The sequence below is a fragment of the Streptomyces roseifaciens genome (genome assembly GCF_001445655.1).
Lineage (GTDB): Bacteria > Actinomycetota > Actinomycetes > Streptomycetales > Streptomycetaceae > Streptomyces > Streptomyces aureoversilis.
Genome location: NZ_LNBE01000004.1, coordinates 1940279 through 1952830, shown reverse-complemented (window position 1 = coordinate 1952830; position 12552 = coordinate 1940279). Strand labels below are relative to the sequence as shown.

The 12552-nt window shown below is 73.3% G+C and carries 13 protein-coding genes; 8 read left to right on the top strand and 5 right to left on the bottom strand.

Features of this window, described 5'->3' with window-relative positions:
* Positions 1 to 38: 38 nt before the first annotated feature.
* On the top strand, positions 39 to 629 hold the full coding sequence (locus AS857_RS25975; protein WP_058045650.1) for a phosphatase PAP2 family protein: 591 nt from the start codon (positions 39 to 41) through the stop codon (positions 627 to 629).
* A 78-nt stretch (positions 630 to 707) separates the two neighbouring features.
* Here AS857_RS25975 and AS857_RS25970 read toward each other — a convergent pair whose 3' ends face one another.
* The 3 genes from AS857_RS25970 to AS857_RS25960 are packed head-to-tail and all read right to left on the bottom strand — an operon-like array spanning position 708 to position 3583.
* Positions 708 to 1232 carry a pyridoxamine 5'-phosphate oxidase family protein gene (locus AS857_RS25970; protein WP_058045649.1) on the bottom strand — a complete coding sequence of 175 codons (525 nt, stop codon included), beginning with the start codon at positions 1230 to 1232 and terminating at the stop codon, positions 708 to 710.
* Between the two features lie 48 nt (positions 1233 to 1280).
* Positions 1281 to 1913 (bottom strand): response regulator, encoded by a 633-nt coding sequence (locus AS857_RS25965; RefSeq protein ID WP_058047058.1) that lies wholly within the window; start codon positions 1911 to 1913, stop codon positions 1281 to 1283.
* Positions 1914 to 1948: 35 nt separating this feature from the next.
* Positions 1949 to 3583 carry a sensor histidine kinase gene (locus AS857_RS25960; protein ID WP_063804360.1) on the bottom strand — a complete coding sequence of 545 codons (1635 nt, stop codon included), beginning with the start codon at positions 3581 to 3583 and terminating at the stop codon, positions 1949 to 1951.
* A gap of 121 nt (positions 3584 to 3704) precedes the next feature.
* Here AS857_RS25960 and AS857_RS25955 point away from each other — a divergent pair, with 121 nt between their 5' ends.
* The 5 genes from AS857_RS25955 to cseC all read left to right on the top strand — a co-directional run bounded on the left by AS857_RS25955 (position 3705) and on the right by cseC (position 8201).
* On the top strand, positions 3705 to 4631 hold the full coding sequence (locus AS857_RS25955; RefSeq protein WP_079110625.1) for an HhH-GPD family protein: 927 nt from the start codon (positions 3705 to 3707) through the stop codon (positions 4629 to 4631).
* Positions 4632 to 4841: 210 nt separating this feature from the next.
* Entirely contained in the window at positions 4842 to 5390 is a 549-nt protein-coding gene (locus AS857_RS25950) for a SigE family RNA polymerase sigma factor (protein WP_058045648.1), read from the top strand.
* Entirely contained in the window at positions 5378 to 6046 is a 669-nt protein-coding gene (locus AS857_RS25945; protein WP_245700515.1) for an LppP/LprE family lipoprotein, read from the top strand. The genes AS857_RS25950 and AS857_RS25945 overlap by 13 nt, the downstream gene beginning before the upstream one ends.
* 7 nt (positions 6047 to 6053) lie before the next feature.
* Entirely contained in the window at positions 6054 to 6761 is a 708-nt protein-coding gene (cseB, locus tag AS857_RS25940) for a two-component system response regulator CseB (protein ID WP_058045647.1), read from the top strand.
* A gap of 138 nt (positions 6762 to 6899) precedes the next feature.
* The gene (gene cseC, locus AS857_RS25935) at positions 6900 to 8201 is read left to right on the top strand and encodes a two-component system sensor histidine kinase CseC (protein WP_058045646.1); all 1302 of its coding nucleotides are present in this window, start codon (positions 6900 to 6902) and stop codon (positions 8199 to 8201) included.
* Positions 8202 to 8262: 61 nt separating this feature from the next.
* Here the strand turns inward: cseC and AS857_RS25930 are convergent, their stop codons facing one another.
* The gene (locus AS857_RS25930) at positions 8263 to 8724 is read right to left on the bottom strand and encodes a VOC family protein (protein ID WP_058045645.1); all 462 of its coding nucleotides are present in this window, start codon (positions 8722 to 8724) and stop codon (positions 8263 to 8265) included.
* A 111-nt stretch (positions 8725 to 8835) separates the two neighbouring features.
* Complete coding sequence (locus AS857_RS25925) at positions 8836 to 9570, bottom strand: M23 family metallopeptidase (RefSeq protein WP_058045644.1); 735 nt, start codon at positions 9568 to 9570, stop codon at positions 8836 to 8838.
* Positions 9571 to 9920: 350 nt separating this feature from the next.
* On the opposite strand from AS857_RS25925, the gene AS857_RS25920 reads away from it, so the two are divergent.
* Positions 9921 to 10259, top strand: coding sequence for a trypco2 family protein (locus AS857_RS25920; RefSeq protein WP_058045643.1), 339 nt, complete (start codon positions 9921 to 9923; stop codon positions 10257 to 10259).
* 2 nt (positions 10260 to 10261) lie between these two features.
* Positions 10262 to 12529, top strand: coding sequence for a serine protease (locus tag AS857_RS25915; protein ID WP_144440895.1), 2268 nt, complete (start codon positions 10262 to 10264; stop codon positions 12527 to 12529).
* Positions 12530 to 12552 lie beyond the last annotated feature (23 nt).

Sequence of the window (12552 nt, the reverse complement as noted above, 5' to 3'; positions counted from 1 at the left end):
TGTGGCGCCGAAGTGACGGACCGTAGGCTCCCGGAACCATGGACACCGTGGACAACGACCTCTATCGCGACGTCACCGAATTCGCCCGCTCCACACCGGAGTGGGTGCACAGCCTTGCGGAAATCGGCACGGAGGCCGGGCTGTTGCTGCTGATGGCCGTGGCCGTCGCCGTTTGGTGGCGCAACAGGCGGACGGGGGCGCGCGGCGTCGCGCTCGCGCTGCTCGTACCGGTCACGACCGCGGTCGCCTACGGGATCAGCGAGATCGTCAAGAGCCTGGTGGACGAGGAGCGGCCGTGCCGGGCGGTCCGGGGCGCGGTCGCCTCGCTCGCGCCCTGCCCGCCGCACGGCGACTGGTCGTTCCCCAGCAACCACGCGACGCTCGCGGCCGCGCTGGCCACCGGGATCGTCCTCGCCCGGCGGGTGCTCGCCTGGGCCGTGCTGCCCATGGCCCTGCTAGTCGCCTTCTCGCGGGTCTTCCTCGGCGTGCACTACCCGCACGACGTGGCCGTGGGTCTCCTGCTCGGCGCCGCCGTGGCGCTCCTGGGCGGGCTGCTGCTCGCGCGGTGGGCCACCTCGCTCGTGGACCGGGCGGGGCGGGGGCGGCTGCGGATGCTGGTGCGGGCGTAAGCAGGGGGCAGGAAGCAGAGGGCAGGAAGCAGGGGCCGTGCCCGGGCACGGCTCCCCGGGGCACGAGGGCCGCGGGCCTCACGCCGTGGGGCGCGTCCACTCCGTCTTGTGGCCGAAGCCCTGGCCGTTGTCGATCAGGCGCAGCCAGTCGGGGCGCAGCTCCCACAGGTCGGTGCGTTCCATCGCCTGCCGGAGCCGGTCGTTGTGGTCGACGTACGGGAAGCGCTCGCTGTACGCGCGCCACCCGGCCTCGCGCTCGGCGTCCTCCAGGCGGCGGCAGGTGCCGCGGCCTTGAAGGCCCGTCAGGGCCGTCCACACCTGGCCGTCGCGCTGGGCGGTGAACGCGACCCGGGCGCCCGCGCCCGGGTCGCCCGTGCTCGCGGCGACGAGGGCGCGGCCGTGCCGGGTGGTGGCCGAGGTGACGAAGAGCAGTGCGGTGGGGTCGTCGCCGGGCGGTCCGGCCGGTTCGGTGGGCCCGGCGAGGGCGTAGAGCACCGCGCACGCCTGCGGGCCGTCCTCGTCCGCGTAGGCCAGGGTGAGGGTCGAGTGCGCGTCGAGGGCCGCCCGGATCTCGCGTGGCGGCCGCTGCTCCGTATCGCTCATGACCTCATTCCACCGCGTCCGGCCGGGGCCGACCAATCGGGGGGCCGGTCAGCCCACGGCCGAACCGGTGACCAGCCCCGCCTCGTGGGCGACGATCGCGGCCTGCACCCGGTTGCCGACCCCCAGCCGGTCGAGGACCGCGCTGACGTAGCCCTTGACCGTGCCCTCCACCAGGTGGAGGCGGCGGCCGATGCCCGCGTTCGAGAGTCCTTCGCCCAGCAGGGCGAGGACCTCGCGCTCGCGGGCCGTCAGCCCGGCGATCCGGGCGCGGGCGGCGGCCCCGCGCGTCAGGCGCTCGCCGCCGAGCTCGGCGATGACGTGCAGGGCGACCTTCGGGGAGAGGTAGGCGCCGCCGTCCGCGACGGCGCGGACACCGGCCATCAGTTCGTAGGGGTCGCCGGACTTGAGGAGGAAGCCGGTGGCTCCGCCGCCCAGGGCGCGGGAGACGTAGGCGTCCTCGGAGAAGGTGGTGAGGATCGCGACGGCCGTGCCGGGCGCGCTCCGGCGGATCTCCTCGCACGCGGCGAGGCCGTCCAGGCGGGGCATGCGGATGTCGAGGAGCGCCACGTCCGGGCGGTGGGCGCGGGCGGCTTCGACGGCCTCGTGGCCGTCCGCCGCCTCCGCGACCACCTCGATGCCGGGGTCGGCGGACAGAATCGCGCAGACTCCGGCGCGGATCATCGCCTCGTCGTCGGCGACGAGGACTCTGACGGTGCTCACCGCAGCCACTCCTTCTCTTCCTGTTGCACGACGCCGGAGGTCCCGGCGCGCGGGATGCGGCTCTTGTCGACGAGGTGCCCGTCGCGGAAGCAGAGCCGGAAATGTTCGACGCTGACGAAGAGTTCGCCGCTCGCCCGGTAGTAGCGGCACTCGGCGCCGGCGGGCGGGACGCCCGGGGCCCGGTCGGCCGGCGGGTCGGCGACCTGCCGGTCCGGCAGGAACGGGGCGACGTCGGCGTACGGCGCTCCGACGGGCAAGGCGGCGTAGTCGGCGGGCTTCAGGACCGAGTGGCCCTTGATGTACGCGTACCAGCCGAAGGCCGCGGAGACGAAGACGGCGCCGGCGGCGGCCGCGACGGCGAAGGGGACGGCGAACCGCCGCCGGGCCGTGCGGTGAGCCTGTGCGAGGCCCGCCGGTTGCCCGGCCCGTCCGGCCGCCGAGGGCCGGGGCGCGGGGCGGAGCCCCGGGTCGTGCGGCAGCCGCGCGCTCACCTCGAACCCCCCGTCGTCCCCGGAAGGTCCCGCCCTGAACTCGCCTCCCGCGAGCGCCACCCGCTCCCGCAGGCCCAGCAGGCCCGTACCGCCTCCGGGTGCCGGGGAGGCAACCGTGGGGCCGGGGCCCGGGCCGGTCACGACCGTCACCGACGTCTCCCCCGCCCCGCCCGCCCCACTCTCCACGGTTACCGAAACCTCCGCCCCCGGCGCGTGCTTGGCCGCGTTCGTCAGCGCCTCCTGGACGACGCGGTACGCGGCCCGCTCCACGAGCGGCGGCAGCGCCGTCTCACGCGGCAGCCGGGCGCGTACGGGCAGGCCCGAGGCCGCCGCGCGGTCCACAAGGGCGCGGAGCGAGTCGTCCGGCGGGGTCAGCGGCGCGGGCGCGGCCGGGCCGGCTTCGCGGAGGACGCCGATGATGTCGCGGAGCCGGTCCGTCGCCGACGCCGCGGCCCCGCGCAACTCCGCGGCGGCCGCCCGGTGCGCCGCGTCGAGGCCGGGTGCGACCTGCAGGGCCCCGGCGCGCAGGGCGATCAGGCTCAGTTCGTGGCCGAGGGAGTCGTGCATGTCCTGGGCGATGCGGGTGCGTTCCCGCAGCCGGGCCCGGTCCGCGACGATCTCCTGCTCGCGCTCCAGCTGCGCCGCCCGGCTCCAGCCCGCGGCGACGAGCTCGCGGGCCTGGCGCCGGTAGCGGCCGGCCAGCCAGGGGAAGACCGCGCCGAAGAGCAACGTGCCGGTCAGAACCAGCCATTCGACGACGGGGTCGACGTCGCGGGCGAGGACGAGCAGCGTGCCGGCGGCCGCGACGGCCGGGAAGGCGTACAGCGCGGGGCGGGCGGCGGCCGAGCGGCGGCCCAGCAGGTAGGCGAGGACGGAGAGCGCGGGCCCGTAGGAGAGCGTGAAGAGGGAGGGGGATGTGGCGAGCCCGAGTCCGGCGGCGAGGGCCAGGGCGAGCACCGGACGGGCCCGGGAGACGGCCACGGCGACGGCGAGGACGGCCGCGCCGCCCGCGCTCTGCCACCAGGGCCGGGGCGCGTTCACGCCGGTCAGGTCCGCGAGTGCGCCGGGCACGGCGAGCACCGCCCACAGCAGGGCGTCGGGCAGGGCCCTGAACGGGGCGGTGATCGTGCGGCGGCTCACCGGTCCGACGGTACAAGCCGAGCCCGTCCGCGCACCCCTGACGAAAGTCGGACGAAAGTCAGGGGAACGGGGCCCGGCGCGTTTCTCCGTCGTGCGCGGCCGTGCCAGGATCGGAAGCGCCATGACTGTCACAGACCGCACCACCACCCGTTCCGAGTCCTCCTCCGAGCCCCTTCCCGTGGAGCTCCACGGCCCGGTCATCGACTGGTTCGCCGCGAACGCCCGCGATCTGCCCTGGCGGCGCCCCGAAGCCGGCGCCTGGGGCGTGATGGTCAGCGAGTTCATGCTGCAGCAGACGCCGGTCAGCCGGGTGCTGCCCGTCTACGAGCAGTGGCTCGCGCGCTGGCCGCGCCCGGCGGACCTGGCGGCGGAGCCGCCCGGGGAGGCGGTGCGCGCGTGGGGCCGGCTCGGCTATCCGCGGCGGGCGCTGCGGCTGCACGCCGCCGCTACGGCGATCACGGAGCTGCACGGCGGCGACGTGCCGCGCGACCACGCCAGGCTGCTGGCGCTGCCGGGCGTCGGCGAGTACACGGCGGCCGCGGTGGCCTCCTTCGCCTACGGGCAGCGGCACGCGGTCCTCGACACCAACGTGCGCAGGGTGTTCGCGCGCGCCGTGAGCGGCGCGCAGTACCCGCCGAACGCGACCACCGCGGCCGAGCGCAAGCTGGCCCGGGCGCTGCTGCCGGAGAGCGAGCCGGTGGCCGCCCGCTGGGCCGCCGCGACCATGGAGCTCGGCGCTCTGGTGTGCACGGCGCGCACGCCGGTCTGCGGGCGCTGCCCGATCGCCGGCCGGTGCGCCTGGCTCGCCGCGGGATCCCCCGCGCACGACGGCCCGCCGCGCCGCGGCCAGACGTATGCGGGGACGGACCGGCAGGTGCGCGGCAAGCTGCTCGCGGTGCTGCGCGAGGCGCTGGAGCCCGTACCGCAGGTGGCGCTGGACGCGGTGTGGGACGAGCCGGTGCAGCGGGCCCGTGCGCTGGACGGGCTGGTGGCGGACGGCCTGGTGGAGCCGCTGGCCGACGGCAGGTACCGGCTGCCGCTCACGTAACCGCGAAGGGGGCTCCCGAACAGGACAGAGCCCCCTTTTCACGCCCTACCGCCCCTGCTCCCGCACCGCTGTTACACAACCTATGGACAGCTGTGCACCTGCCGCAGTGCTGCCGCACATCACGTCGCAACAGCTCCTCCGTAGCGTCCTACCCGTGCTGGGAGACCACCAGCGTGACGCGGGGAATGCAAGCGGAATGGAGGCTGCGAGATGGCCAGCAGCGGCAAGGTTCTGGACTTCGAGGAGTACGTGCGCAACCGTCAGGACGCCCTCCTGCGCAGCGCCCGCCGTCTCGTGCCGGACCCCATCGACGCACAGGACCTCCTCCAGACCGCACTGGTGCGCACCTACGGCCGCTGGGAAGGCATAGCGGACAAGTCGCTGGCCGACGCCTACCTCCGCCGTGTCATGATCAACACTCGTACGGAGTGGTGGCGCGCCCGCAAGCTCGACGAGGTGCCCACCGAGCAGCTCCCCGACGCGAGCGTCGAGGACAGCACGGAGCAGCACGCCGACCGCGCCCTGCTGATGGACGTCCTCGGGGTCCTGGCGCCCAAGCAGCGCAGCGTCGTCGTGCTGCGACACTGGGAGCAGATGAGCACCGAGGAGACCGCGGAGGCGCTCGGCATGTCGACCGGCACGGTCAAGAGCACGCTGCACCGGGCCCTGGCCCGGCTGCGCCAGGAGCTGGAGAGCCGCGACCTGGACTTCCACGCCCTCGAGCGCAACGAGCGGGGGCAGGAACGGTGCGCAGCCTGAAAAAGGCGGCTCCCCCCAGGCCGGTTCTGATCACCGGCGGCACGGTCACAGCTCTGGCCGCGGCCGCCGGTCTTCTGCTTGCCGGATGCGATGCGGGCAGCGAGGGCGTCCGCAAGGAAGGCACCGCGCAGACGCAGTCCGCGGCGAAGCCGACCCGCATGCCCTCGGCCTCGGCGACGGCGGACCGGCCGCACGAGAAGATCGACGCCGTAAAGCTGATCAAGAACGATCCGAAGATCGGCAGCCAGGTCAAGAAGGACCTGAAGCCGTGCGTGAAGAACCAGTACCCGCTGGACGTGATCTACGGGAAGCTGACCGACGGCAGCCGCGACGACATCATCGTCAACATCCTCACGTGCGGCGATTCCGTGGGCGTGGGCTCGTATGTGTACCGTGCGAAGAGCGACGGCTCCTACGAGAACGTGTTCATGATCGAGCAGGCGCCCGTCTACTCCGAGATCGACCGCCGCGACCTCCGCGTCACCAAGCAGGTCTACGGCCCCGGTGACGCGGTCTGCTGCGCCTCGGGCGAAGATGTCATGACGTACCACTGGTCGGGTACGGAGTTCCGGGAGACCGGTCGCACGCACACCGACTACAGCAAGGTCGGCAACACCGACAAGGGCGATCTCCCCAGCGTGGGGACGGAGGGCTGAGGGCAGCGTGGCCGATACGCATGTGCTCTTCGTGGAGGACGACGACGTCATCCGTGAGGCGACCCAGCTGGCACTGGAGCGCGACGGCTTCGAGGTGACCGCGGTGCCGGACGGGCTGCTGGGGCTGGAGAAGTTCCGCGCCCGCAAGCCCGACATCGCGCTGCTCGACGTCATGGTCCCGGGCCTGGACGGGGTCAGCCTCTGCCGCCGGATCCGTGACGAGTCGACCGTCCCCGTGATCATGCTGTCGGCGCGCGCGGACTCCATCGACGTCGTCCTGGGCCTGGAGGCCGGGGCCGACGACTACGTCACCAAGCCCTTCGACGGCGCCGTGCTCGTCGCCCGCATAAGGGCCGTGCTGCGCCGCTTCGGGCACGCCAGCGGGCCGAACGGCGCCGCCGGGGCCGACACCCCCGAGGAGCTGGAGGGCGGCGTGCTGCGCTTCGGCGACCTGGAGGTCGACACGGACGGCATGGAGGTCCGCAAGGGCGGCGTGCCCGTCGCGCTGACCCCGACCGAGATGCGGCTGCTGCTGGAGTTCTCCGCCGCGCCCGGCACGGTGCTCTCCCGCGACCGGCTGCTGGAGCGGGTGTGGGACTACGGCTGGGGCGGCGACACCCGGGTCGTCGACGTCCACGTGCAGCGGCTGCGCGGCAAGATCGGCCAGGACCGGATCGAGACGGTCCGCGGCTTCGGCTACAAGCTCAGAGGGTGACGAGGGTGACCACCCCATGGTGATCCGCCCCGTGGTGCCCCGCCCGACGGCGATCCGCCCGGCGGGGAGCGGCCCGGCGGGGAGCGGCCCGACCGACCCGGCGGGGACCGGCTCGACCGACCCGGCGGGGACCGGCTCGTGGTGAAGCTCGCCCTCCGCTCCGGTCTGCGCTGGAAGGTCAGCCTCGCCATCGCGGGCGTCAGCGCGCTGGTCGCGGTGGCGCTCAGCCTCGTCGTGCACAACGCCGCCCGCCTGTCGATGCTCGACAACAGCCGCGACGTCATGGACGAGCGCGTACAGATCGCCCAGCGGTACTACGAGAACACCGGCCGGCTGATGCTGCACGCCAAGCTCGACGACCCCACGCTGCCCAAGCCGCTGCGCGACGCCGCCGCCATCGGCCAGCGCGCCACGTTCCTGCAGGACTCCGGCGGCAAGGGCTCGCCCGAGGTCTGGGCCTCGGTGCCGGTCCGCAACGGCAAGATCCTCTCGATCCACACCCGGTTCAAGGACCGGTTCTCCATCATCGACGCGCTCGACAAGGCGCTGATCATCGGCTCGGTCTCCGTCGTCCTCGGCGGCTGCGCGCTCGGCATCCTCATCGGCGACCAGCTCTCCCGCCGGCTGCGCAAGGCCGCGACGGCCGCCCGCAAGCTCGCCGACGGCGACTCCGAGGTGCGGGTGCGCGAGGCCATCGGCGGCCGCGTCCGCGACGAGACCGACGACCTGGCCCGCGCCGTCGACGGCATGGCCGAGGCGCTCCAGCGCCGCCTGGAGGCCGAGCGGCGCGTCACCGCCGACATCGCCCACGAGCTGCGCACCCCCGTCACCGGCCTGCTCACCGCCGCCGAACTGCTGCCGCCGGGCCGGCCCACCGAGCTCGTCCGCGACCGCGCCCAGGCCATGCGCACGCTCGTCGAGGACGTCCTGGAGGTCGCCCGGCTGGACGGCTTCGCCGAGCGCGCCGAGATGCAGGAGATCCTGCTGGGCGAGTTCGTCGAACGCCGGGTCCGCACGTTCGAGCCCGAGGCCCGCGTACGGGTCGCCCGGGACGCCTACGTCTCCACGGACCCACGCCGCCTGGAGCGCATCATCGGCAATCTCCTGGCCAATGCCGCCAAGCACGGCAAGGCCCCGTTCGACGTCACCGTCGAGGGGCGCGTCCTGCGCGTGCGCGACCACGGGCCCGGCTTCCCCGAGGAGCTGCTCCAGGACGGGCCGAGCCGGTTCCGCACGGGCAGCAAGGACCGGGCGGGCAAGGGCCACGGCCTGGGCCTGACCATCGCCGCCGGGCAGGCCCGGGTGCTGGGCGCACGCCTGACCTTCCGCAACGCCGACCCGGAGGTCGAGGGCGGCACGGGGGCCATCGCGGTGCTGTGGCTGCCGGAGTCGGCGCCGACGAGCACGGGGACGTTCCCGATCATCCAGGTGCCGGACTAGCGCGCCCGACGCTCCCGCCGCGGCCTCACGGGCCTCACGGGCCTCACAGGCGTCACGGGCGTCACATCGGGTCGACGCACTCGCCCCAGTTCTTGTCGAGGTCCAGCTGCTCGTTGCGCTGCGTCAGCGAGAACCAGTTGCCGGAGTCGTCGCGCAGGATCGCCTCCGTGCCGTACGGCCGCTCCTGGGGCTCCTGCAGGAAGTCCACGCCCCTGGCCTTGAGCGTCTCGTAGTCGCGGTGGATGTCGTCGGTGCTCAGCACCCCGGCCCCCAGCACGCCCTTGGACACCAGCTTCTTCATGGCCTCCGCCGACTCCGGGTCGAGCCCGGGCGGGCCGGGGACCATCAGCGTCAGCTGGACGTCCGGCTGGTCCTTGGCGCCCACCGTGAGCCAGCGCATTCCCTTCTCGCCGCCCATGGTCATATCGGTCCGGACCTCTAGACCGAGCTTCTCCGTGTAGAAATCCTTCGCCCGGTCCTGGTCGAGGACCCAGACGGTGGTGATGGCAATTCCCTTGATCATGACGCGCTCCGATCACCGGCTTTTGCGCTGCATTACCACCGTAAAAGCAGGAGCCGGTGCACCGCGTGTCGCGGTGCACCGGCTCCCGGTGGATCCGATGGATCAGACGGCTCAGAGGGACCCGCCGTGGGCCTTCAGGAAGCCGACCGGCTCGATGGAGGAGCCGTAGTTCGGGGTGGTGCGGATCTCGAAGTGCAGGTGGGGGCCGGACGAATTGCCGGTGGAGCCCGACAGGCCGATGACCTGGCCGGTGCTGACGCTCTGGCCGACCGAGACCTTCACCTGCGAGAGGTGGGCGTACTGGGAGTACGTGTTGTCGTCGTGCTTGATCACGATGGCGTTGCCGTACGCGGGGCCGTCGCCGCCGCCGTTCGGGCCGGCCTTGACGACGGTGCCGCCGTGGACGGACATGACGGGCGTGCCGCTGCCGACGACCAGGTCCTGGCCGCTGTGCTTGGCGGCCCACATCTTGCCGGCCTTGCCGAACGGCTGGCCGACCTGGTACTCGGCCAGGGGCGCGACCCAGGCGTCGGCGCGGTTACGGGAGGCCTCGGCCTGCTTGCGGGCCTCCTCGGCGCGCTCGGCCGCGTCCCGCTTGGCCTGCTCGGCGTTCTGCTTCTCCTTCTCCGCCACCTTCAGCTGCGTCTCGGCCTGCTTGTGCAGCGAGTCGTCCAGCGTCGCGAGGGACGCGAACGCGGGGAACTCGCTCACCGAGGCGGTGGTGTCGGCTGCGAGCGCGACCCCGGAACCCAGCGCGACCGAGGCTCCCAGGCCGGCTGCCACGACGGCGACGCGGGTACGGAGAACGGTCTTGCTCGGGTTACGGAAAGCGGTGCGCTTCGACATACGGATAAACCTCCAGGCATAAACAGGTCCCGGCTGCGGACCGGGATCGCCATACCTTGGTAACCCGCATTCGCCGCCCTGCCAAGGACGGCCTCTACTAACGAATGCCGTAGCGACGGGGAGGTAATTCATGCCGCCCTGACCAGCGATTCCCTCTGTTTTTCCGGGTAAATGAGGGCCGCGCCGACTGCTAATTCCCTTAGTACGTGACCCACGCCCTATGGCGGGTGTCACCGCCGAAGGACATTCGGCCTCCCCGGTTCCGGGACCAAAGTCCCGGCCGCAGCGGTACGCTCCCGGTCAGCGGTCGCGCACGCAGCGCAGCGGCCGCCGGGGCCGGGGGTGGAGCGATGAGCAGCGGGTTCGAAGAGGTGGAGCTGGCGGATGCCGTCCAGGCGGTGCGGGAGGGGCTGACCTCGGCGGCGGCCCGGGGCGCGGGCCAGGACCTGGCCTTCGACGTGGGCGAGATCGCCATGGAGTTCACCGTCGAGATCCGCAAGGACGCCAAGGGCTCGGGCGGGGTGAAGGCCTGGGTGGTCAGCGCGGACGCGGAGGCGTCGCGCGGCTCGACCCGTACCCACAAGGTCTCCTTCACCCTGACGCCGAGGGACACCCGCACGGGCGGCAGCTGGCGCGTGGGCAACGAGCGGCCGGGCGGGGTGTCGCGGTTCGGGTCCTCCGGGCAGTAGCGGTGGGCCGGGCGAGAGCGCCGATCCCGTCGGCCGAGGACCGGCTGGTGGCCGTGCTGGGCACGCGGCAGGGCAGCGGGGTGCTGCTGACGCCGGAGCTGGTGCTGACGAGCGCGCATTTGTTCGATGCGGGGGACGCGGTCGAGGTCGCCGCACCGGACGGCGACGGGCCCGTTCCCTGTGACGTCGTCTGGTCGGGCGACCCGGATGCGTGCGACGTGGCGCTCCTCGTGGCCCGCAGGCCCGTGCTGCCCCTCAGGTTCCCGGCGCCCCTCGGGCTCCCGCCGCCGCTGCGCTGGGGCAAGTGCGCCGGCTGGCAGCCGATGCCGCGCTGCCAGGTCCTGGGCTTTCCGCAGGTCCAGCGGTACGGGCCCGGCGAGCTGGAGGCCGCACAGATCCCCGGCACCCTCATGCCCCTGTCGGGCCGGATGCGCGGCCGGTACGTCCTGCACGCCGACCACCACCCCCCGGCACCCGTCCCGGACGGCTCGCCCTGGGCCGGCCTGTCGGGCGGGCCGGTGTTCGCGGGCCCGCTGCTGATCGGCATCGCGAGCGGGGACCCGCTGGGCTGGCAGCACTCGTCCATCGAGTCGGTGCCGCTGACCGCCGTGATCGACGAGCCCGGCTTCCGGAAGGCCCTGCTGGAGCACTGGCCCGACCCGCCGGAGTTCGAGGAGATCTCCTCCGCCTATCCCGAGGACCTGGCCTACGAGCCCGCGTACGCGAAGGCGGTCAAGGCCGCGTACAGCCGGCTGGAGATCTTCGGTCTGGACGAGCTGAGCTCGGGCGACTGGGACCTGGACACGGCCTACCTGAGCCTGGAGGCCCAGTGCTCGCCCGCGGCGCGGCCGGGCCCTCCGGAGCCCCGGGGGCGGATCGAGGACCTCCTCGGCTCGCGCCCGCGGACCGTCCTGCGGGGCGAGGCGGGCGCGGGCAAGACGACCCTCGTGTGGTGGCTGGCCTCCCACGCCGTGTGCCGCACCCTGCCCGCGCAGCTGGCCGAGCTCGACGGGCTGATCCCCTTCGTGGTCCCCATGCGCAGCCTCGCCGCCCGGGGCATCACCTCTCCCACCCCGTCCCAGCTCCCCAAGATCGCCCGCCTGCCGGTCGACAGGCCGCCCGACGGCTGGGCGGGGCGCGTCCTGGACGCGGGCCGCGGGCTGCTGCTGGTGGACGGGATGGACGAGATCCCGCAGGCGGACCGCGAGCTGGCCCGCAAGTGGCTCGCCGGGCTCCTGCGGATGTATCCGCGGACGCGCTGCCTGGTCACCGTGCGCCCCCTGGCCGTCGGCAGCGACTGGCTGGAACAGGAGGGCTTCGAGGAGCTGCGGCTGCTCCCCCTGGGCGACGAGGACATCCAGTCGTTCACCGGCGCGTGGCACAGGGCCGCCCGGCTGGAATGCGACAGATACGCGGACGAGCACTGGGCGAGACGCCAGCGCAAACGGCTCGATGCGCTCGAACGCGAGCTCGACCGGGAATTCCGGCGCAACGACGTACTCCGCGATCTGGCGCGGACACCGCTGCTGTGCGCCGTCATCTGCGCCCTGCACCGGCAGCGCAACGGATTCCTCCCGGAGACCCGCTGGGACCTCTACAGCGCCGCGCTGAACCTGATGCTGGCGACCCGCGACATCCACCGCCGCATTCATCAGCCGGAGGGCATCGAACTCACGGCGGACGAGGGCCGTCAGCTGCTGCAGCGCATCGCGGTCTGGCTGGTGCGGAACGGCCGCGCCGAGCTCACGCGCGCCCAGGCCGTCCGCCAGCTCGAATCGGCGCTGCGGGGCCTGCGCCGCGTACGGGCGCAGGGCACGGCCCATGCCGTTCTGACGCACCTGCTCAACCGCAGCGGGCTGCTCCAGGAGCGCTCACCGGATTCGATCCAGTTCATCCACCGCACCTTCCAGGACTATCTCGCGGCGAAGGAACTCCAGGAGAGCGACTGCCTGGACGAATTACTGCTCCACGCGGCGGAGGAACAGTGGCAGGACGTTCTCCGGCTGGCCGTCGGCCACTGCAGCCGGAGCGAGGAGCACCGGCTCGTCGCGGGTCTGACGGCGACGGCGGACAAGGCCCCGGACCGGGAGACGGAGTGGCCCTTGCGCGCGCTGGCGGCGCATTGCGCGCTGAATGCCCGGTACATCGAGGACGAGCAGTACGAGCAGGTGTGGAAAGGCCTGAGGAGGCTCCTTCCGGCCCGCGACGAGAGGGAGCTGCATGCCCTGGGCCGGGACGTCGTGGCAGCCCTTTCACTGAAAACGCGCTGAAAACGCGGGGCGGCCCCGGAACC

Excerpts from the sequence above, each read along its gene's own strand:
- AS857_RS25975 (WP_058045650.1), top strand. The coding sequence starts at position 39 with ATGGACACCGTGGACAACGACCTCTATCGCGACGTCACCGAATTCGCC.
- AS857_RS25970 (WP_058045649.1), bottom strand. The coding sequence starts at position 1,232 with ATGAGCGATACGGAGCAGCGGCCGCCACGCGAGATCCGGGCGGCCCTC.
- AS857_RS25965 (WP_058047058.1), bottom strand. The coding sequence starts at position 1,913 with ATGATCCGCGCCGGAGTCTGCGCGATTCTGTCCGCCGACCCCGGCATC.
- AS857_RS25955 (WP_079110625.1), top strand. The coding sequence starts at position 3,705 with ATGACTGTCACAGACCGCACCACCACCCGTTCCGAGTCCTCCTCCGAG.
- AS857_RS25950 (WP_058045648.1), top strand. The coding sequence starts at position 4,842 with ATGGCCAGCAGCGGCAAGGTTCTGGACTTCGAGGAGTACGTGCGCAAC.
- AS857_RS25930 (WP_058045645.1), bottom strand. The coding sequence starts at position 8,724 with ATGATCAAGGGAATTGCCATCACCACCGTCTGGGTCCTCGACCAGGAC.
- AS857_RS25925 (WP_058045644.1), bottom strand. The coding sequence starts at position 9,570 with ATGTCGAAGCGCACCGCTTTCCGTAACCCGAGCAAGACCGTTCTCCGT.
- AS857_RS25920 (WP_058045643.1), top strand. The coding sequence starts at position 9,921 with ATGAGCAGCGGGTTCGAAGAGGTGGAGCTGGCGGATGCCGTCCAGGCG.